Source organism: Methylobacterium sp. B4 (genome assembly GCF_003201865.1).
Lineage (GTDB): Bacteria > Pseudomonadota > Alphaproteobacteria > Rhizobiales > Beijerinckiaceae > Methylobacterium.
Genome location: NZ_QJJJ01000001.1, coordinates 735538 through 754620, shown reverse-complemented (window position 1 = coordinate 754620; position 19083 = coordinate 735538). Strand labels below are relative to the sequence as shown.

Below are 19083 nucleotides of genomic sequence, written 5' to 3'. Positions count from 1 at the left end.
CCCGCTACATGACCCTGGAAAGCATCGCCCCAACCGGCGATGATCCCCTCGTCGGCCTGCCCACACTGGCAGCCTGACCGATCCGGCCCTGGCCGATGATCGTGGTGGCCCTCTGCAAGCTACACCACGCCAAGGGACACGACCACGCCCTCCATCGCCGGCTTGCCTCACCTATCTCGGAGGCTACCCTTCCTGAGGGCGACTGCCGTGAAGCAGCTTCCCCCACATTCGCGATGCTGCGAGCCAATTTTCGGGACGATGTTAAGCCCGTCGCAAGTTCGAACCGGCAGTCTCGGCGAGTTGCAACCTTGCCGGAACGATGCGCCGTGCGTCCGCTCACCTCAGTTCGGCGTCACGCGCCCCGCCTCTCCGCGCGAAACCTTCGGCGGTTCCTTCGGAATGATGGCGGTGCGACCGCACTTGAATTCGGGTTGGTGACCGCGTTCATGGCCATCGCGACCTTGGCGGCGATGAGCATCTTCGGCAGCGCGCTGACCGATTTCTTCGCCAAGCTCCCACTGCTCTTCCCGGCGTAGCGAGCCGCGCTTCCTCGCCCTCGGACAATGCGTCCGCGGACGCCACGCCGATTTCCCGTCCGCCGGGCCGACCTCGCCGCGAGAGCCGTTCCTCTATTCCTTGGCGCCGGGCCTGCGCTTCGGAGCAGGCCGCTGCGCGGTCGGTGCCGGCGGTGTCGCGGCCTCGCCCGGGGACTGAGCCGCGGCTTGACCGCTCTGGCTCCAGAAGGCGTCGAACACCTCCTTCATCGCCTTGACGTTCTGCTCCTGCACCTCGGCCCCCGTCTGGAGCATCTGCTGGATCGCATCCATCGAGGCTTTGCTCGCATCCGACACCGCGCCGGTCTCCGGCTTTCGGCCGACGGCGCGTGGTTCCGGCCGACGCTCGGGGGCAGGGGGCGCCGGCGGGATCGCCGCGGCGGTGAGCCCGTTCAGCCAATCCGTCCAGAGCGTGCCGACGGGATAGGGCGAGGGTGCCGGCTGGGCGGCCGGGGCAGGGGTAGGCGCATTCAACAGCAGGTGGACGATGCCGGCCACGATCATCCCCGCCATGATCGGTAGCATCTGCCGCAGGGCTTGGGCGCCGACGCCGCTCGTCGCCGCGGCCTGCTGGATCACCGCCTGCGACAGCATCGGCGAGCCGAACAGGCTCGTCAGGAAATCCGGCCCAACGGGGGGCTGCGCCATGCCGCCTGCGCCGAGGCCGAACAGGCGCCCCAGCCCCATCGGGTCTGTCGCGGCGTTGCGCTGCATTCCCATGGTCAGCGCCGGCAGCAGGGCTTCCATGGCGCGGCGCGTCTGCTCGGGCGTCAGGCCGAATTGCTGCCCGAGCGCCCGCACGCTCGCGTCGCCCTGACTCTGCAGGATGTCGAACATGTTGAACATGGCCGGGCGCCTCACGGGAGCAGCAAAGGACCGGATGCCGGACGCTCCGGGGCTCCGTCATGGCATCGTTCGCATGACATGGGCCCGCTCTCGTCCCGGGCGCCGCCCACCGGCCCGTCCCGCCGCTGCCCGCACCCGGAGGCTCGCCGGAACGGCCTCGCGACGCGAATGTGTCGCATCCGGCCGGGGCTGACCAGCCGAAAGCCCGATTTCGCGTCGATTTCCTTAGGGATAGCCGGTCTCGCGCCGCCGCGCGAGGCGAAGCTGGGCTTTCAGAGCGACAGACCGCTCGACGGGGCTGCCTGTACGGGCTCCTCGGCGGGCGGGCGTTCGGGTTTCGCCGCGGTCAGCGGCGGGGTGCCGCCCTCCAGGCGTCCCACGGTGCGGAAGGCGAAGACGAGGCCGGCGACGCCGAAGGTAATGGATCCGAGACCCGTGCCCGCGATCACGCCCTCCGGCCCGTACCAAGCCGCGCCCGCGAGGGCGGGGGGAATGGTGCCGAGCGTCGCCCGGCCCCAGTTCAGCAAGGTCGAGACGAAGGGGAAGCCGAGATTGTTGAACGCGGCGTTCGAGAGGAACAGCAGCCCGTTGAAGAACCAGATCGCCCCGCTGGCGAGGCAGAAGAAGCCGAACAGCTCGGCAGCCACCCCCTGAAGTTCGAAGGCGCGGGCCAGCGGCGCGCGGGCGAGCACGAGGATCAGCCAGACGGCGGCGACGTAGAGGGCGGTCAGCAGCGCGCCGCCGCGCAGCACGCCGCGCATCCGGTCGAACCGCCCCGCGCCCCAGTTCTGGCCGAGGATCGGCCCGATCGAGCCCGACATCGCGAACAGGCCGCAGAAGGCCACCGGGGCGAGGCGCTCGATCACCACGTTGCCCGCGATGGCCGGGGGGCCGAAGCGGGAGAGCGCGTAGGCCACGAAGGCGCTCGCCACGGAGGGCGCGAGGTTGGTGAGCACGGCGGGCAGGGCGATGCGCGCCACGAGCGGCAGGTCTTCGAGGATCGCCGACAGGCTCGGGGCCTGCAGCAACCGGTAGCGCCGCACCCCGGCCCAGCCGACGGCGATGAAGGCGACCCGCGCGACGCAGACCGCGAGCGCCGCCCCGTCCACGCCGAGGCCGAACCCGAAGATCAGCAGCGGATCGACGAAGACGGTGATGACGGCACCCCCAAGCGTCACGTACATCGCCTCCCGCGCCGCGCCGACGGCGCGCAGCAGGCCGGTGAACAGCATGCCGGGGCCGAGCAGCAGGTTGGTGGGCAGGCTGATCCAGAGGTAGCGCTTGGCCACCTCCAGGGTGTGCCCGTCCGCGCCGATCGCCCGCAGCAGCGGATCGAGCAAGGCGAGCAGCAGCGCGGCCAGAAGCCCCGAAGCGATCAGCCCGTGCACCGTGACGGAGGTCGCGATCCGGCGTCCGCCCGCGCGGTCCCCCGCGCCGATGGCCCGCGAGACGAGGGCGCCCGCCGCGATCATCAAACCGATATTGATGGCGATGGCGAAGAACTGGACGATCGAGGCGAAGCCGACGGCGGCGGTGAGCGAGGGGTCGCCGAGCTTCGAGACGTAGAACAGGGACAGGAGATCGACGGCGAAGATCGCCAGGAGCCCGACGGAGCCGGTGGCGCTCATCACCACCACATGGCGCAGGATCGATCCCGTGACGAAGCGCGCCGCGTCGTCTCCCGCTCCCGTGCCGGCCGCCCCGGCGGAGGCCGCCTCAGGCATCCGGCTCGGCATCCTCGTGCTCGAGGGCGCGGGCGGCGGATTCGTGGGGCTGCGCCGCGATCAGACCGCGGGTCTCGGCGCTGAGCGCACGCGACGGGCTCTTGGGCGCGGTGAGCGGCTCGGGCCGCACCTCCGGCGTGCCGCGCAGCCAGCCCGAGCCGTCCGGCATCGCGCCCGCCTGCTGCAGCACGAGCCGGGCGACGTCGCGTTTGCGCACGTCCTCGGCCCGGCGCGCGGCGGCCTCCGCCGGGAGCCCGAGCCCTTCCAGGGTGGTGCGGCCGAAGGCGAGTGCGGATTCGACGGTCTCGCGAAGCTGGAAGTCCACGTCCCGGTTCATCAGCTCGAGCGCATGGGTGCGGTCGTAGGCCCGCACATAGGTGCGCACGTTCGGGAATTCCTCGTGCACGATGTCAACGATCTTGAGCGCGGCCTGCGCGTCGTCGATGCAGACGCAGATCAGCTCCGCCTTGGCGAGGCCGGAGGCGCGCAGCACGTCGAGCCGGGTCCCGTCACCGTAGTAGATCCGGAAGCCGAAGCTCGTCGCGTTGCGGATCTGCTCGACGTCCTTATCGATCACGGTGATGTTGATGCCCTCGGCCAGCAGCACCTGCGCCAGGATCTGCCCGAAGCGGCCGAAGCCGACCACCAGAACCCGGGCCTCGCCCGATTCGGTCGATTCCCCGACATCGCTGGGCGGTTCGGCCCCCGGCGAGCGCCGGGCGATCAGGGCGTCGAGTCCCTTGGCCGCGACCGGCCCGACCAGCATGGTCAGCGCGGCGAGCGCCACGCAGAAGCGGGTCACCTCCGGGCCGAAAATGCGCAGGTCGCCCGCGGCGGGCAGGATCACGAAGGCGAACTCGCCGGCCGGCGCCAGCACGGCCGCGCCGCGCAGGGCATCGAGCCAGGGTGAGCCGAACAGGCGGAACAGCAAGGCCACCAGCACGATCTTGACCGCGATCGCGGCAACCGTGGTGGCGATCAGCGCAAGCCAGTGGTTCGTGAGCAGGCCGCCATCGATCGACATGCCCACGCTCATGAAGAACAGGCCGAGCAGCATGCCGCGGAACGGCTCGATATCGGCCTCCAGCTGGTGCCGGAAATTCGATTCGGCGAGCATCACGCCGGCCAGGAAGGCGCCCATCGCCATGGAGAGGCCGGCCTTCTCCATCACCATGGCCGTGCCGAGCACCACGAGGAGCGCGGCCGCGGTCATCACTTCGCGCCCGCCGGCGGCGGCCAGCAGGCGGAAGAACGGATTGAGGCCGTAGCGCCCGACGATCACGACGCCGGCCACCGCGACCGCCGCGCGGGCGGTGGAGCGCAAGCCCTCGTCGAGCCAGCCGTCCTTCGGGGTGGCGCCGGCCGAGGCGAGCAGCGGCAGCAGCGCCAGGATCGCCACCACCGAGATGTCCTGGAACAGCAGCACCGCGAAGGAGCGCCCGCCATAGGGCGAGCCGAGATCGCCGCGCTCCTCCAGGAGCTGGAGCGCGACCGCCGTGGCCGAGAGCGCGATGGCGATGCCGACGACGCCCGCCGCGGCCGGCGTCAGGCCATAGGCGAAGGCCGCGCCCGCGATGACCAGCGAGCACAGGGCCAGCTGCGCGGCGCCGAGGCCGAAGATGTCCCGCCGCATCGAGACGAGGCGCGAGATCTCGAGTTCGAGCCCGACGATGAAGAGGAGCAGAACCACGCCGATTTCGGCGACGCTCGCCGCGGTCTCCGGCTCGGCGATCAGGGAGAAGCCGGCCGGGCCGATCACCACCCCCGCCACGAGGTAGCCGAGCACCGCGCTCTGCCCGAGCAGCCGTACGAGCGGCACGCCGATCACCGCCGCCGACAAGAAGGTCAGCACCGGCGGCAGAAAGCTGGCGTGGTCCGTGGCACTCGCCATGAAAGCCCGTTGCCTCGCTGGTCCTGAAGCGGAACGGCCTCCCCTTAGCCCGCCGCTCCCGCCATCGCGAGGCCGATTCGCGTGTCGTTCGTCACATGACCCGGCCGGGGCCGGGTCTCATCCCATCGTGGGAGAATGGTGACCGGGGGTCACGCTGCGGCCCGAATGTGCTATGTAAAGGAGATGGACAGGCCGCAAGCCTGTTGCGGCTTTCGGGCTGGCCGCTGTTGACAGACCCGGCCATCCCTCTCCACATCCGCCGGATCATGAGCGCCGACACCATCAACCTCACCGCCGACCCGAACCGGGTCCCGCAGCCGGCCGTGACGGGGGAGAAGCCGCCCCTGGAGATCCTGCTGTGCGCCCCACGCGGATTCTGCGCGGGCGTCGTCCGTGCCATCGACGTGGTGGAGCGCGCCCTCGCGATCTACGGCGCGCCGGTCTATGTCCGCCACGAGATCGTCCACAACAAATACGTGGTCGAGACGCTGAAGCGGAAGGGCGCCGTCTTCGTGCGCGAGCTGGACGAGGTGCCCGATAGCGGCGCCCCCGTCATCTTCTCCGCCCACGGCGTCGCCAAGACCGTGCCGCAGAACGCCGTCTCGCGCGGGCTGACCACGATCGACGCGACCTGCCCGCTGGTGACCAAGGTCCACCGCGAGGCCGAGATCCATCACAAGCGTGGGCGCCACGTGCTGCTCGTCGGCCATTCCGGCCATCCGGAGGTCGTCGGCACCATGGGCCAGCTGCCCAAGGGCTCGATCACGCTGGTCGAGGACATCGACCAGATCGACGCGCTGAACCCGCCGGCCGATCAGGCGCTGGCCTGGGTGACGCAGACCACGCTATCGATCGACGACACCAAGCACATCGTCGAGGCGTTGAAAGCCAAGTTCACCGGCATCCATGGCCCTCACAAGGACGATATCTGCTACGCCACCACCAACCGCCAGGAAGCGGTGAAGGAAGTGGCGCCGCGGGTCGACGCGCTGATCGTGGTCGGTTCCTCGAACTCCTCGAACTCGCAGCGCCTGCGCGAGGTGGCCGAGCGGGCCGGCTGCCCGATCACCCGCCTCGTCCTGCGGGCGGAAGAGATCGACTGGGACGCCTTCAAGGACGTGCGCCGCCTCGGCCTCACCGCCGGCGCCTCCGCGCCGGAGGTGCTGGTGGAGGAGATCATCGACGCCTTCGCCGCCCGCTTCGACGTCACGGTGGATCAGGTCTCGGTCACGATCGAGGACATGTCCTTCCCGCTCCCGCGCGAACTGCGCAGCGAGGCCGCCGAGTAGCGCGGCCTCATCCGCCGGACGGAACCGGCCGAACGACCATCAGGGGCGCCCTCGGCGCCCCTTTCCTTTGCGCGAACCGGCAGCAGCACCCGTGGCGGTCTACACTGACGTTTCCGACGAGGCGCTGCGCGCCTTTCTCCGCGAGTACGAACTCGGCGAGTTGCTCTCCTGCAAGGGCATCGCGGAGGGGGTCGAGAACTCGAACTTCTTCCTGCACACGGGTGCCGGCAACTTCATCCTCACCCTGTACGAGAAGCGGGTGAACGAGGCGGACCTGCCGTTCTTCATCAATTTGATGGGGCATCTGGCCCGCGCCGGGCTCGCCTGCCCGCAGCCGGTGCGCAACCGCTCCGGCACGGCGCTCGGGCGCCTCTGCGGCCGGCCGGCGGCGATCGTGACCTTCCTGGAAGGCGTCTCCCTCAGCCGTCCGAACGCGGAGCATTGCCGGGCGCTCGGCGCGGCGCTGGCCGGCCTTCACGAGGCGGGCCGCGACTTCCCGATGACCCGGGAGAACAATCTCTCGGTGGCGGCTTGGCGTCCGCTCTTCGCGCAGGCCGAGGCCCAGGCCAATACGGTGGCGCCCGGCCTTGCGGCCCGTACCCGCGCCGATCTCGACCGACTCGAAGCCTCCTGGCCGCAGGGCCTGCCGCGCGGCGTGATCCACGCCGACCTCTTCACTGACAACGTGTTCTTTATCGGCGACGCGGTGTCGGGCCTGATCGACTTCTACTTCGCCTGCACCGACGCCTTCGCCTACGATCTGGCGATCAGCCTCAACGCGTGGTGCTTCGATGCCGACGGTCGCTTCCACCGCGACAAGGCGGGCGCGATGATCGCGGGCTACGACGCGGTGCGCCGGCTGGAGCCCGCCGAGATCGCCGCCCTGCCGGTGCTCGCGCGCGGTGCCGCCATGCGCTTCATGCTGACCCGGCTCGTGGACTGGCTGAACGTGCCGCCCGGCGCGCTCGTCCAGCCCAAGAACCCGCTGGAATACGACCGGCGGCTCGCCTTCCACCGCACGGCCGAGAGCGCGCGCGACTACGGCTGGGAAGGCTAGAACCGGACGGCCGAGCCCTCCCCCGGTGGCGGGGGGAGGGCGTCTCGATCGCTCAGAGGACCTTGAGCAGGGCCTCGGCGCCGGAGACCTCCGCCTTGGAGGGCGAGTCCTCGACGTTGAGCAGGCGCACGACGCCGTCGTCCACGAGCATGGCGTAGCGCTGGGAGCGCGGGCCGAGGCCGAAGCCGGAGCCGTCCATCTCCAGGCCGATCGCCTTGGCGAACTCGGCATTGCCGTCCGCCAGGAACTCGATGCCCTCGGCGCCGCTCTGCTGCTGCCACGCGTTGAGCACGAAGATGTCGTTGACCGAGGTCACGGCGATCGCGTCGACGCCGCGGGCCAGGATCTCGTCGCGCTTGCCGACATAACCCGGCAGGTGGTTGCGGTGGCAGGCGGGCGTGAAGGCGCCGGGCACGCCGATCAGCACGACACGCCGGCCCTTGAACACGTCATCCGTCGTCCGCGCCTGCGGACCGTCCGGCCCGTTCACCCGGAAGGTGACCTGGGGCAGGTGATCGCCAACCTGTATCGTCATCCGTAGGGTCTCCTCGCAATGGCGCCAAACCGTTAGACCCGCCCAAGCTTCCTGTCGAGCGACGGCGGGTCCGCGCGCGCCTTTGGCTTATGGATCAATGCCCGCTGCCGGATTAGCATGGGGCCATGCAGACGCCCGAACCTCCGCTCACCGACACGGCCTATCTCGACGGCCAGTTCCTCCTGGCCATGCCGGGAATCGGCGATGAGCGCTTCGCGCGCTCGGTCATCTATCTCTGCGCCCATTCGGCGGACGGGGCGATGGGCATTATCGTCAACAAGCCGGTCGCCGACCTGAGCATGCCGGATCTGCTGATCCAGCTCGACATCGCCAGCGAGGCGGATGCGATCCGCCTGCGCGAACGGGTCGGCCACATGCCGGTGTTGATGGGCGGGCCGGTCGATGCCAAGCGCGGCTTCGTCCTGCACACCGCCGACTTCCATATCGATCAGTCGACCCTGCAGATCGACGAGGGCGTCTGCCTCACGGCGACGGTGGAAATCCTGCGGGCCATTGCCGACGGGCGCGGGCCCTCGAACGCGGTGCTGGCGCTGGGCTATGCCGGCTGGCAGGCAGGCCAGCTCGAGAGCGAGATCCTCGCCAACGGCTGGCTCAACTGCCCGGCCGATCCGGAGCTGATCTTCGATCCCGGCCTCGGCAGCAAGTACGATCAGGTCCTCAAGGCCATCGGCATCGACCCCGCGATGCTCTCCTCCGACGCCGGCCGCGCCTGAGGCACGTCCCCCGGAGGCGGCCTCAGACCCGGCCGTGCACGAGGTCGTGGATGAAGCCGAGCTTCGTCACCACCGCCGGGGCCAGTACGAAGGGATAGAGGTCACCCTCGCCCATGGCCCGGCTGACGCTGTTCATGGCGAAGACGAAGGGCAGCCACGCATCGATGATCCGCTCGATGTTTTCGGCCCGGTAGGGGTCGAAATCGACATGCGCCGCGAGTTCGCCCTCGATATCGGCCTTGGGCTTCACCTGCATCCCAAAGGCGCTCGCCATCTCCAGCGTGTCGACGATGTGGAGGTAATGCGCCCAGGTCTCGGCGAAATCCTCCCAGGGGTGTGTGGTGGCGTAGGCCGAGACGAAGGTCTCCTGCCAGTTCGGCGGCGGGCCCTGGTCGTAGTGGCGCTGGAGCGCCGCGCCGTAATCCTGCGAATCGTCGCCGAACACCGCCCGGCAGGGCTCCAGCTTGCCCGCGTCGCGCACGAGGATGTCCCAGTAATGGTGCCCGACCTCGTGGCGGAAATGCCCGAGCAGCGTCCGGTAGGGCTCGCCCATGGAGGTGCGGCGCTTCTCGCGCTCAGCCGGGTCGGCCTCGACGAGGGCGATGGTGATGATGCCGTTCTCGTGCCCGGTCATCACCTTGGGCGCGTCGGCGTTCGGCGGATCGGCCAGGAAATTGAAGATCAGGCCGTGCTCGGGATCCTCGGCGCGGGTCGTGAGCGGCAGGTTCCAGCGCAGCAAGGTGTAGAACAGCCGGTGCTTGGCGTATTCCATCTCGCGCCAGCGCTCCAGATTCACCGGGTCGCTCACATCCGGCACGGTGCCGTTATGGCGGCAGGCGAGGCAGAAGGCGTCGGTGGAGCCCGGCGGCACCAGCCAGTTGCAGGTGTCGTGCGCGGCGTTGGTGCAGAGGAAGCTGGAGGTGCCGGGCGCCGCCAGCGGCGTCCAGGCGTTGTTGTCGCCCGCCGGCTCCAGGGCCGAGATCTGCCCGAGCTGCGGCAGGTAGGCGAGCCGGTGCCCGCAGCGCTCGCAGGTACGGTTCTCGAAATAGAGAACGTTGTCGCAGGATTGGCAGCGGAAGAGTTTCATCGCGTCACGGGCGGTTGGCGTCCGGCACCCGCGCCCAAACACTCTGCGTGCAGGACCCGGATGGGGACGGCTCGGCGGCGGGCCGGGCAGGAGAGGAGATCGCGGCCAACCAAGCCGCGATCCGCCTCACCGTTCCGTGAGCCGCGAGCGATTTCTCCCGACAACCGTGCGGCGGATGTTTTTCCGTCACGCCGCGGCGAGCGCCTCGGCGATGGCCGAGAGGGCGGCATCCGCGCCGGCGCCGTTCGGGCCGCCGGCCTGGGCCATGTCCCGCCGCCCGCCGCCGCCCTTGCCGCCGAGATGGCCGGCTCCGGCCCGCACGAGGCCGACCGCGTCGTAGCGCTCCGTCAGATCCTCGGTCACGCCGACCACCAACCCGGCCTTGCCGTCGGGAGCGACGCCGACGATGGCGACGATCCCCGATCCGAGCCGGCTCTTGCCCTCGTCGGCCAGGCCCTTGAGGTCGCGCATCTCGACGCCCTCGACCACGCGGGCCATCAGCCGGACGCCGTTGACCTCGCGGGCCTCCTCGCCCCCGCCGGCCGATCCGCCGCCCATGGCGATCTTCTTGCGCGCGTCCGTCAGTTCCTTCTCGAGGCGGCGACGCTCCTCGATCAGCGCGGACAAACGCTCGGGTACGTCGGTGACCGGCGCCTTGAGCAGGCCGGCGAGCTGGTTCAGCGTCCGGCTCTCGGCCGCGCGGTGGCGCCGGGCATTGTTGCCGGTCATCGCCTCGATCCGGCGCACGCCCGCGCCGACGGCGCTCTCGCCGAGCACCGTGATCTGGCCGATCTCGCCCAGTTGCGCCACGTGCGTGCCGCCGCACAGCTCGATCGAGAAGTTCGGCAGGCGCCCCTCGACCTCCTGGCCCTCCTCGTCCACGGGCCGCCCCATGGAGACGACGCGCACCTCGTCGCCGTACTTCTCGCCGAACAGCGCGCGCGCGCCCGACTCGATCGCCTCGTCCACCGCCATCAGCTTGGTCACCACCGGCGCATTCTGCAGCAGAACCGCGTTGGCGATCTCCTCGACGCGCGCGAGTTCCGCCGCCTCGATGGGCTTGGGGTGACTGATGTCGAAGCGCAGGCGCTCGGGCGCGACGAGCGAACCCTTCTGCGCCACGTGTTCGCCCAGCACCTGCCGAAGGGCCTCGTGCAGAAGGTGGGTCGCCGAGTGGTTGGCGCGGATCGCGGCGCGGCGCGCGTGATCGACCCGCATCTCCACGGCCGCTACGACGGGGAGCGAGCCCTCCTCGATCGTGACGTGGTGCACGAACAGGTCGCCGAGCTTCTTCTCGGTTCCGGTCACCCGGGCCTTGAGACCGGGTGCGGCCATCGTGCCGGTATCGCCGACCTGACCGCCGGATTCGCCGTAGAACGGCGTCTGGTTGACGACGACGAGGCCGCTCTCGCCGGCCTTCAACGCCTCGACCTCGGCGCCCTCGCGCAGGAGGGCAGCGACCACGGCCTCCGCACTCTCGGTCTCGTAGCCCAGGAACTCGGTGGCGCCGGTGCGCTCCTTGATGCCGAACCAGACCGTCTCGGTGGCGGCCTCGCCCGAGCCCTGCCAAGCGGCGCGGGCAGCCTGCTTCTGCCGCTGCATCGCCGCGGCGAAGGCCTCCGTGTCGACGCCGATGCCGCGGGCCTTCAGCGCGTCCTGGGTGAGATCCAGGGGGAAGCCGTAGGTGTCGTAGAGGGTGAAGGCGGTCTCGCCCGACAGGTTCTGGCCGGCGCCGAGGCCAGCGGTCTCGGTATCGAGGATCGCGAGGCCGCGTTCCAGCGTCTTGCGGAAGCGGCCTTCCTCCAGGCGCAACGTTTCCGAGATCAGCGCCTCGCTGCGGGTGAGTTCAGGGAAGGCCTGCCCCATCTCGCGCACCAGCGTGGGCACGAGGCGGTACATCACCGGCTCGCGGGCGCCGAGCAGTTCGAGGTGGCGCATGGCGCGGCGCATGATCCGGCGCAGCACGTAGCCGCGGCCCTCGTTGGAGGGCAGCACGCCGTCGGCGATCAGGAACGAGGTCGAGCGCAGGTGGTCGGCGATGACGCGGTAGGAGGCCCGCGTGGCGGGCTCCGGCGCGCGCGACACCGCATGGGCCACCGCATCGATCAGCGCGCGGAACAGGTCGGTGTCGTAGTTCGAATGGACGCCCTGGAGGATGGCGGCCATCCGCTCCAGGCCCATGCCGGTATCGATCGAGGGCCGCGGCAGGGGATTGCGGGAGCCCGGCTCGATCTGCTCGTACTGCATGAAGACGAGGTTCCAGAACTCCAGGAAGCGGTCGCCATCCTCGTCCGGAGAGCCGGGCGGGCCGCCGGCCAGTGCCGGGCCCTGGTCGATGAAGATCTCCGAGCACGGCCCGCAGGGGCCGGTATCGCCCATCTGCCAGAAGTTGTCCGAGGTCCCGATCCGGATGATCTTCTCGTCCGAGAAACCCGCGATCTTGCGCCAGAGGCCCGCGGCCTCCTCGTCGTCCGCGTAGACCGTCACGAGCAGGCGCTCGGGCGATAGTCCGAACTCCTTGGTGATCAGCCGCCAGGCGAGTTCGATCGCATCGGCCTTGAAGTAGTCGCCGAAGGAGAAGTTGCCGAGCATCTCGAAGAAGGTGTGATGCCGGGCCGTGTAGCCGACATTGTCGAGATCGTTGTGCTTGCCGCCCGCGCGCACGCATTTCTGCGACGAGGTCGCCCTGACGTAGGGGCGCTTCTCGACGCCGGTGAAGACGTTCTTGAACTGCACCATGCCGGCGTTCGTGAACATCAGCGTCGGGTCGTTCTTGGGCACGAGCGAGGACGAGGGCACCACCGCGTGCCCGGCATCCCGGAAGTAGTCCAGGAAGGTCGATCGGATCTCGTTGACGCCGCTCATCGGATAGGCTCGGAAATCAAGTCGCGTCGGGGAACCGGCTGAGGACAGCACGGCGGAAAGTCTCGCGCCCTCATACGGGCCGAAGCTGTGCAAGTCACGTCGGCTCGGCGCTCGGCCCAAAGGCGCCGCGGAGTTCGGCGAGATAGCCCCGCAGAAGCGTCACCCGCCGCGGCCGGAAGCTCGTTCCCGCCATCCGCACCGCCTCGATGCGGTCCAGCCGGAACATGCGGAACGCCTCGCGCAGACAGCACCACGCCAGCAGCGTCATCTTGCTGTCGAGATAGACGATGGAGAGCGGCAGGATCTGTCGCTCGGTGACCGCGCCGTCCTTGTCCGCGTAGCGCAGCGCCAGGGCTTCCTCGCGCCAGCACCCGGCCCGGATCGTTTCCATGTCGGGAATCCTGGGGAAACGCGATTCGAAGCGGCGGACCTGCGAGACGGCGTGGAGGAGATGCTGCTCGGTCCGGTCGGGCAGCGTCGCCGCGACCTTCGCCAGAGCCGAGGCCGCCGCCTCGGCCAGGGCCGGATCGCCCATGTGGCGGACCTCGGCGAGGCCGAGCACCAGCGCCTCGATCTCGATCCGGTCGAAGGTCTGCGGCGGCAGGGCAATGTCCTCGATCAGCCGGTAGCCGTAGCCCCGCTCGCCCTCGATGCGGGCGCCGGCCGCGCGCAGGCTGTCGATGTCGCGATAAAGGGAGCGCAGGGACACCCCGGTTTCCTCCGCGAGCCGCGCCGCGGTGACCGGCGCGGGCAGGATGCGCATCGCGTGCAGGAGCCGGAACAGTCGATCGGTACGCGCCATCACCCAACTGACGGAAACTGGCAGGTGAGCTCGGCTACACCGTCTCTCGTCAACCTGCCAGCTGGAGGCCGCCGATGATCACCCTGTTCCACGTACCGCGAAGCCGCTCCACCCGCATCGTCGCACTGCTCAAGGAACTCGATGCTCTGGATGCGGTGAGGATCGAGACCGTCACGATCCCGCGGATGGACGGGTCTGGCGCGCGCGATGCACGCAATCCCCACCCGGAGGGCAAGGTGCCGCTCCTCGACCACGACGGCGTCCTGGTGCGAGAGTCGAGTGCGATCATCCCGTACCTCGCCGAGCTGTTTCCGGAGGCGGGGTTGGGCATTGCCCCCGGCCACAGGCAGCGCGGCGCCTATCTAAGCTGGTTCGCGTGGTATGCCGGCGTGGTCGAGCCGGTCCTGACCCTCGAGGCGATCGGGCTCGACCACCCCGCCATCGCGCGCACCTTCCGCACCAGCGCCGACATCAAGGCGCGGCTCGCCGAGGCGCTGACGGACAGGCCCTTCCTGCTCGGTGATCGCTTCACCGCCGCCGACCTCCTGCTGCACTCGCCCTATGCGTGGTTCGGCAAGCCCGGCGAGCCGGTGATCGACGCCTGGGTCGACCGCTGCACCGATCGGCCCGGTGCCCGCTTCGCGGCCGAATTCGATGCGAGACACGCAGCGGCCTGACCTCTCGCCGTCGTGTCAGAAGAAAGCCCGCCGCGATTCCTCGCGGCGGGCTTTTTCGTTCCGCAACGGAGCGGGGCGGATTAGGCCTCGCCCTCGTCGAGGTCGTCGGCGGTCGGCTTGGCGTTCTCCAGGATCCGGTCGGCGACCAGGCCCGAATTCTGCCGGATCGACGCCTCGATCTTGTTGGCGATATCGGGATTGTCGCGCAGGAAGCCTTTGGCGTTCTCGCGGCCCTGGCCGAGGCGCTGGCTGTCGTAGGAGAACCACGCACCCGCCTTCTCGACGATGCCGGCCTTCACGCCGAGATCGACCAACTCGCCCACCTTCGAGACGCCCTCGCCGAACATGATGTCGAACTCGACCTGCTTGAAGGGCGGCGCGACCTTGTTCTTGACGACCTTGACGCGGACCTGATTGCCGATGGCCTCGTCGCGGTCCTTCAGGGTCGAGACGCGGCGGATGTCGAGGCGCACCGAGGCGTAGAACTTCAGGGCGTTGCCGCCCGTGGTCGTCTCGGGGCTACCGTACATCACGCCGATCTTCATCCGGATCTGGTTGATGAAGATCACCATGCAGTTCGAGCGCGAGATCGAACCGGTCAGCTTGCGCAGGGCCTGGCTCATCAGGCGGGCCTGAAGGCCCGGCTGGCTCTCGCCCATCTCGCCCTCGATCTCGGCGCGCGGGGTCAGCGCGGCGACCGAGTCGACCACGAGCACGTCGATGGCGCCGGAGCGCACCAGCGTGTCGGTGATCTCGAGGGCCTGCTCGCCGGTATCGGGCTGCGAGATCAGCAGGTCATCAAGGTTGACGCCGAGCTTGCGCGCGTAGACCGGGTCGAGGGCGTGCTCCGCATCCACGAAGGCGCAGACGCCGCCCTTCTTCTGGGCTTCGGCGATGGTGTGGAGCGCCAGCGTCGTCTTGCCCGATGATTCGGGGCCGTAGATCTCGACCACGCGGCCGCGCGGCAGGCCGCCGACGCCCAGCGCGATGTCGAGACCGAGCGATCCCGTCGAGACGGTTTCGACCTCCTGCACCTTGTCGTTCTTGCCAAGGCGCATGATCGAGCCCTTGCCGAAGGCTCGCTCGATCTGCGTCAGCGCAGCCTCGATCGCCTTCGACTTGTCCTTGTCCGCTGCTGCCATTGTCGAGGATTCCACCATCTTCAGCGCGGGCTGGGCCATCGCTCGGCATCCTTATGCATGGGAGGGGCGCGGCGCTCAATCCGCCGGAGCCGATGCATTTCGTACCTGTTTTGTTCTCATCATGCAAGCCGGACCGCGGAAATGGGGAGCGGTTACTTTCCCCACGCCTCCGGCTCGATGCGAGCCGGGCCGACCTGACGGTCTGCTGGAAGGCATATGTTTCTGCGCCACTCCCCGCGACGGCTCAGAGCGTAGAAAAGCGATGTCGGGTCGGGGTATGTTCGATATCGTTCCGACGTTTGGCCGGGGGGAGGTCCCCGCGCGCGTTTCGTAAAGAATTGAATTCAAATTTCGGTCGGCAAGGCGACGAAAAAACTTCGAATCGGCCGTCGCAGAAGGGGAAAAGTGGACCGAAAATTTTGATCCTTGTTCAGCCCGGTGTGTCTATGACACAAGACCGCACCTTTGTAACTGAAGGTCGGTCTAGCCGTGCGACGCGTCTCATGGTTCTATCGCGCGCACCAAAGGCGATCCTGATGCCGAACGGTCTCGAAGAATTGCGGGTTATCGAGCGGCTTCTCTGCCAAGCGGAAGCACGTTTGGGCTCGCTGGGGACCTTTCGCCAGCGCACCCTCCTGCAGATGACATTGTTCGAAGTCCGCCGCGGTCTGCAAGCGCCGCAGCGCGAAGACGCGGTGCAGCCACCGATTGAGGCCAAGGACGACGCGGTGAAGCGGTGAGGTGCGGCCTCGGTGACGGGAGTGACGCTACGGCACGCCGCGGGCGGTTCGCCATTCGCTGAAGGCCCGCTGGCGCTGTTCGAAGGCGCGACGTAGCGGGCTTCCTGCCCGTCCCCTCAATGCGGACGGCACCAGTTCGTCGTCCTTCACGACGCGACCGAGGGCCCTTCCGACCTCGTGGCGCCGTTCCGCGTCGGCGAGGGCGAATTCCACATCCGTCACGATCGTGCGGTCGTCGAGATCGTGACCGTGCACCCGCCCGTCTCCTTCTAGAGTCGCGCCGTCTATCACTCGTCAGGCTCGACCACGGCGAAAGAAGTTAACTTACAGTAACTTTTCCTATCCGTCACCGCAGATCGCACCGCCTGCGCGCCAGGGCCGATCACATTCTCGAAAGCCTGCACCGCTCGATCGAAACGGCGAGCGATCAGCCGGCCATCGTCTGCTTCACGGTCTCGACGAGTTGCTTGAGGCTGAAGGGCTTGGGCAGAAAGTTGAATGCCTCGCCGTCGGGCAGGTTCTTGCGGAACGCATCCTCGGCGTAGCCCGAGACGAAGATTACTTTCAGGTCGGGGTAGTGCTTGCGCAGCTCGCGCAGCAGGGTCGGGCCGTCCATCTCCGGCATGACCACGTCGGAGACCACCACGTCGATGCCCTCGGCATGTTCCTCGATCAGGCGCAGGGCCTCGACGCCGGAGGCGGCCTCCAGCACCGTGTAGCCGCGGGCGGACAGGGCCCGCGAATTGACCGCGCGCACCGGGTCCTCGTCCTCCACCAGGAGCACGGTGCCCTGGCCGGTATGGTCGGCGGCAGGCTTCGGCGGTTCCGGCGCGCGGGCCGGGCGAGCCGACTCCGACCCGGTGCCGGCCGAGGCTGCCTCGCCCTCCCTGGAGGCCGTGCGTTCGTCCGTCTCCGATCCCGCGGCCGCCGGCTTCGCTGAAGAGGTCGGAAGCGCGGGCGGCAGCGACTCGGGCAGGCTCTCGATGCCGGGCACGTGGCGCGGCAGGTAGATGCGGAACGTGGTGCCTTCGCCGACCGTCGACTGCACGTCGATGGCGCCGCCCGACTGGTTGACGATGCCGAACACCGTCGAGAGCCCGAGGCCGGTGCCCTTGCCGATCTCTTTCGTCGTGAAGAAGGGCTCGAAGATCTTCTGGCGCACCTCCGGCGGGATGCCCTCACCGGTGTCCGTCACCTCGATCATGACGTGGTCGCCCGCCGGGATGCCGACCGGGCGCTCAGCATCGACGGCGCAATTGGTGGTGCGGATCGTCAGGCTGCCGCCGCCCGGCATGGCGTCGCGGGCGTTGACCGCGAGGTTCACGATCACCTGCTCGAACTGGTTCACGTCGGCCTTGATCGGCCAGATCTCGCGGCCGTGGCGGAAATCGAGCTGCACCCGCTCGCCGAGCAGGCGCTTGAGGAGGAGCGTCAGGTCCGAGAGCGCCTCGCCGACATCCATCACCTCCGGCCGCAGGGTCTGGCGGCGGGAGAAGGCCAGCAGCTGGCGCACCAAGCTCGCGGCCCGGTTGGCGTTCTGCTTGATCTGCATGATGTCTTGGAAGGCGTGGTCGGTCGGCCGGTGGCTCGCCAGCAGCAGGTCCGAGTAGCCGATGATCGCCTGGAGCACGTTGTTGAAGTCGTGGGCGATGCCGCCCGCGAGCTGGCCCACCGTGTCCATCTTCTGGGTCTGGGCGATCTGCTGTTCCAGCTGGCGCTGGGCCGTGGTGTCGAGGGCGTAGAGGATCACCCGCTCGCCGTCGCCGCCGGTCTCGCCCTCCGCGTCCGGGCTCTGCGTCCCGTCCGCGTCGGCCGGGCTCATCCAGACGCGGGCCGAGCGGTCGCCGGGGCCCGACAGCTCGACCTCGATCGGGTCGAGGCCGCCGAAGCCGTTGGCCGCCCGCGCGAGCGCCCCCTCGATGGCACCGCGGTCGCGCTCCAGCACGGCGTCGCGCATCATCGGATCGGGCGCCTCGCGACCGGCTTCCGCCGCGGGCTGGCGCGGCATGCCCGCGAACAGCCGCACGAAGGAGGCGTTGGCGCGAATCACCCTTCCGTCGCGGTCGAGCGTGGCGATGGCGATCGGGCTGTTGTTGAGGAAGCGGGCGAGCCGCACCTCCGCCGCGCGCTGCGGCTCGTCCGCATCCGAGCCGGCGGAGCGGTTGAGCACGAAGGTGCGCGAGGGGCCGGGCGCCCCGTCCTGCCCGTAGGCGACCCGGTGGTAGAGGCGAGTCGGCAGCGGCTGGCCGTTGCGGCGGCGCAGGTCGATGTCGAAGCGGTCGGTGCGTACCTCGCCGGGAAGGCCCGGCGCGGCGGTGAGCACGTCGGCGCCCGGCGCGATCTCGAGGAGCTTGAGCCCGCCCGAGCCGACGGTGGCGAGATCGTAGCCGAGCCAGGAGGCCAGGGTCGCGTTCATGTAGACGATCGACCCGGCCGCATCGATCGAGAGGAAGCCCGCCGGCGCGTGGTCGAGATAGTCGATCGCGTGCTGGAGTTCCTGGAAGACGTTCTCCTGGCGCTCGCGCTCGTGGGTGATGTCGCTCACCGTCCAGAGCGCGGCGGAGCCGCGGTGGCGCTGGATCGGCCGCACGGCGATCCGGTACCAGGCGAAGTCGCGATCGGCCGCGCCGCCGGGCGGCGGCGACATCCGGATTTCCTCGGTGTAGGCGCGCTCGTCCCGCGCGGCTTGAGCCAGGCGATAGACGGCCTCGGAGACTTCGGGCGCGCCCACGAAGATGCGCTCGATGGAGCGCAGGTTCGAGAAGCTGTCGCCTCCGGCCAGGCGCATATAGGCCTCGTTGGCGTAGATCATCCGCCCGTTGTCCTCGACGACGAGCTTGCCCGCAGGGGCGGCGTCGACGATGGCGCGGGTGATGTCGTCGCGGGAGGCGGGGCCGGCGAGCTGGAGCGCGCCGATCGCCAGCGCGAACAGGAAGAACACGCCCGCCATGGCGAGCAGCGCCAGCAGGGCGAGAATGAGCGGCTGCGCCTGCTCGTTGGCGACGAACGAAAGACCCACCGCCGCGCCGACGAGGAGCCCCGCCAGCATCAGCAGAAGGCCCACCCGGCCCGGCCGCTCCGAACGATCGATCGAACCGGACGCCGGCACCCCTGGTCCGCTGACCTCAGCCATCAGGCCC

The 19083-nt window shown here is 69.3% G+C and carries 16 protein-coding genes; 6 read left to right on the top strand and 10 right to left on the bottom strand.

Annotated features, from left to right (window positions below):
- Positions 1-95: 95 nt before the first annotated feature.
- Positions 96-536 (top strand): Flp family type IVb pilin, encoded by a 441-nt coding sequence (locus BY998_RS24990; RefSeq protein ID WP_348629192.1) that lies wholly within the window; start codon positions 96-98, stop codon positions 534-536.
- 93 nt (positions 537-629) lie between these two features.
- Here BY998_RS24990 and BY998_RS03610 read toward each other — a convergent pair whose 3' ends face one another.
- From BY998_RS03610 to BY998_RS03600, 3 genes are all read right to left on the bottom strand, one after another.
- Positions 630-1400: a DUF937 domain-containing protein gene (locus BY998_RS03610; protein ID WP_110350218.1), complete on the bottom strand. Its 771-nt coding sequence runs from the start codon at positions 1398-1400 to the stop codon at positions 630-632.
- A 272-nt stretch (positions 1401-1672) separates the two neighbouring features.
- Entirely contained in the window at positions 1673-3124 is a 1452-nt protein-coding gene (locus tag BY998_RS03605) for an MATE family efflux transporter (RefSeq protein ID WP_110350272.1), read from the bottom strand.
- Entirely contained in the window at positions 3117-5015 is a 1899-nt protein-coding gene (locus BY998_RS03600) for a monovalent cation:proton antiporter-2 (CPA2) family protein (protein ID WP_110350217.1), read from the bottom strand. Before BY998_RS03600 ends, BY998_RS03605 begins: the two co-directional genes overlap by 8 nt.
- A gap of 266 nt (positions 5016-5281) precedes the next feature.
- Here BY998_RS03600 and ispH point away from each other — a divergent pair, with 266 nt between their 5' ends.
- Positions 5282-6304 (top strand): 4-hydroxy-3-methylbut-2-enyl diphosphate reductase, encoded by a 1023-nt coding sequence (gene ispH, locus BY998_RS03595; protein WP_110350216.1) that lies wholly within the window; start codon positions 5282-5284, stop codon positions 6302-6304.
- Positions 6305-6395: 91 nt separating this feature from the next.
- Entirely contained in the window at positions 6396-7361 is a 966-nt protein-coding gene (thrB, locus tag BY998_RS03590) for a homoserine kinase (RefSeq protein WP_110350215.1), read from the top strand.
- Between the two features lie 52 nt (positions 7362-7413).
- Here thrB and BY998_RS03585 read toward each other — a convergent pair whose 3' ends face one another.
- Positions 7414-7896: a peroxiredoxin gene (locus BY998_RS03585; RefSeq protein ID WP_110350214.1), complete on the bottom strand. Its 483-nt coding sequence runs from the start codon at positions 7894-7896 to the stop codon at positions 7414-7416.
- Positions 7897-8021: 125 nt separating this feature from the next.
- Here BY998_RS03585 and BY998_RS03580 point away from each other — a divergent pair, with 125 nt between their 5' ends.
- Positions 8022-8630: a YqgE/AlgH family protein gene (locus BY998_RS03580; protein WP_110350213.1), complete on the top strand. Its 609-nt coding sequence runs from the start codon at positions 8022-8024 to the stop codon at positions 8628-8630.
- A 22-nt stretch (positions 8631-8652) separates the two neighbouring features.
- Here the strand turns inward: BY998_RS03580 and BY998_RS03575 are convergent, their stop codons facing one another.
- From BY998_RS03575 to BY998_RS03565, 3 genes are all read right to left on the bottom strand, one after another.
- Positions 8653-9717 carry a putative zinc-binding peptidase gene (locus BY998_RS03575; protein WP_110350212.1) on the bottom strand — a complete coding sequence of 355 codons (1065 nt, stop codon included), beginning with the start codon at positions 9715-9717 and terminating at the stop codon, positions 8653-8655.
- Between the two features lie 186 nt (positions 9718-9903).
- Positions 9904-12582: an alanine--tRNA ligase gene (gene alaS, locus BY998_RS03570; protein WP_110350211.1), complete on the bottom strand. Its 2679-nt coding sequence runs from the start codon at positions 12580-12582 to the stop codon at positions 9904-9906.
- A 94-nt stretch (positions 12583-12676) separates the two neighbouring features.
- Positions 12677-13384 carry a YafY family protein gene (locus BY998_RS03565; RefSeq protein ID WP_110350210.1) on the bottom strand — a complete coding sequence of 236 codons (708 nt, stop codon included), beginning with the start codon at positions 13382-13384 and terminating at the stop codon, positions 12677-12679.
- A 74-nt stretch (positions 13385-13458) separates the two neighbouring features.
- Between BY998_RS03565 and BY998_RS03560 the strand changes: the two genes are divergently transcribed.
- Positions 13459-14061, top strand: a complete 603-nt coding sequence (locus BY998_RS03560; RefSeq protein WP_110350209.1) for a glutathione S-transferase N-terminal domain-containing protein — start codon at positions 13459-13461, stop codon at positions 14059-14061.
- A gap of 80 nt (positions 14062-14141) precedes the next feature.
- Here the strand turns inward: BY998_RS03560 and recA are convergent, their stop codons facing one another.
- Positions 14142-15242 carry a recombinase RecA gene (gene recA / locus BY998_RS03555; protein WP_110350208.1) on the bottom strand — a complete coding sequence of 367 codons (1101 nt, stop codon included), beginning with the start codon at positions 15240-15242 and terminating at the stop codon, positions 14142-14144.
- A 464-nt stretch (positions 15243-15706) separates the two neighbouring features.
- Here recA and BY998_RS03550 point away from each other — a divergent pair, with 464 nt between their 5' ends.
- Positions 15707-15943 carry a hypothetical protein gene (locus tag BY998_RS03550; RefSeq protein ID WP_181425410.1) on the top strand — a complete coding sequence of 79 codons (237 nt, stop codon included), beginning with the start codon at positions 15707-15709 and terminating at the stop codon, positions 15941-15943.
- A 27-nt stretch (positions 15944-15970) separates the two neighbouring features.
- Here the strand turns inward: BY998_RS03550 and BY998_RS03545 are convergent, their stop codons facing one another.
- Together BY998_RS03545 and BY998_RS03540 are read right to left on the bottom strand one after the other, a co-directional pair.
- On the bottom strand, positions 15971-16198 hold the full coding sequence (locus BY998_RS03545; RefSeq protein WP_110350206.1) for a hypothetical protein: 228 nt from the start codon (positions 16196-16198) through the stop codon (positions 15971-15973).
- A gap of 172 nt (positions 16199-16370) precedes the next feature.
- Positions 16371-19076 carry a response regulator gene (locus BY998_RS03540; RefSeq protein WP_110350205.1) on the bottom strand — a complete coding sequence of 902 codons (2706 nt, stop codon included), beginning with the start codon at positions 19074-19076 and terminating at the stop codon, positions 16371-16373.
- Between the last annotated feature and the right edge of the window lie 7 nt (positions 19077-19083).

Coding starts and splice junctions, on each gene's coding strand:
- BY998_RS24990 (WP_348629192.1), top strand. CDS start 96: ATGATCGTGGTGGCCCTCTGCAAGCTACACCACGCCAAGGGACACGAC.
- BY998_RS03610 (WP_110350218.1), bottom strand. CDS start 1,400: ATGTTCAACATGTTCGACATCCTGCAGAGTCAGGGCGACGCGAGCGTG.
- BY998_RS03605 (WP_110350272.1), bottom strand. CDS start 3,124: ATGCCTGAGGCGGCCTCCGCCGGGGCGGCCGGCACGGGAGCGGGAGAC.
- BY998_RS03600 (WP_110350217.1), bottom strand. CDS start 5,015: ATGGCGAGTGCCACGGACCACGCCAGCTTTCTGCCGCCGGTGCTGACC.
- ispH (WP_110350216.1), top strand. CDS start 5,282: ATGAGCGCCGACACCATCAACCTCACCGCCGACCCGAACCGGGTCCCG.
- BY998_RS03585 (WP_110350214.1), bottom strand. CDS start 7,896: ATGACGATACAGGTTGGCGATCACCTGCCCCAGGTCACCTTCCGGGTG.
- BY998_RS03580 (WP_110350213.1), top strand. CDS start 8,022: ATGCAGACGCCCGAACCTCCGCTCACCGACACGGCCTATCTCGACGGC.
- BY998_RS03575 (WP_110350212.1), bottom strand. CDS start 9,717: ATGAAACTCTTCCGCTGCCAATCCTGCGACAACGTTCTCTATTTCGAG.
- alaS (WP_110350211.1), bottom strand. CDS start 12,582: ATGAGCGGCGTCAACGAGATCCGATCGACCTTCCTGGACTACTTCCGG.
- BY998_RS03565 (WP_110350210.1), bottom strand. CDS start 13,384: ATGGCGCGTACCGATCGACTGTTCCGGCTCCTGCACGCGATGCGCATC.
- BY998_RS03560 (WP_110350209.1), top strand. CDS start 13,459: ATGATCACCCTGTTCCACGTACCGCGAAGCCGCTCCACCCGCATCGTC.
- recA (WP_110350208.1), bottom strand. CDS start 15,242: ATGGCCCAGCCCGCGCTGAAGATGGTGGAATCCTCGACAATGGCAGCA.
- BY998_RS03550 (WP_181425410.1), top strand. CDS start 15,707: ATGGTTCTATCGCGCGCACCAAAGGCGATCCTGATGCCGAACGGTCTC.
- BY998_RS03540 (WP_110350205.1), bottom strand. CDS start 19,076: ATGGCTGAGGTCAGCGGACCAGGGGTGCCGGCGTCCGGTTCGATCGAT.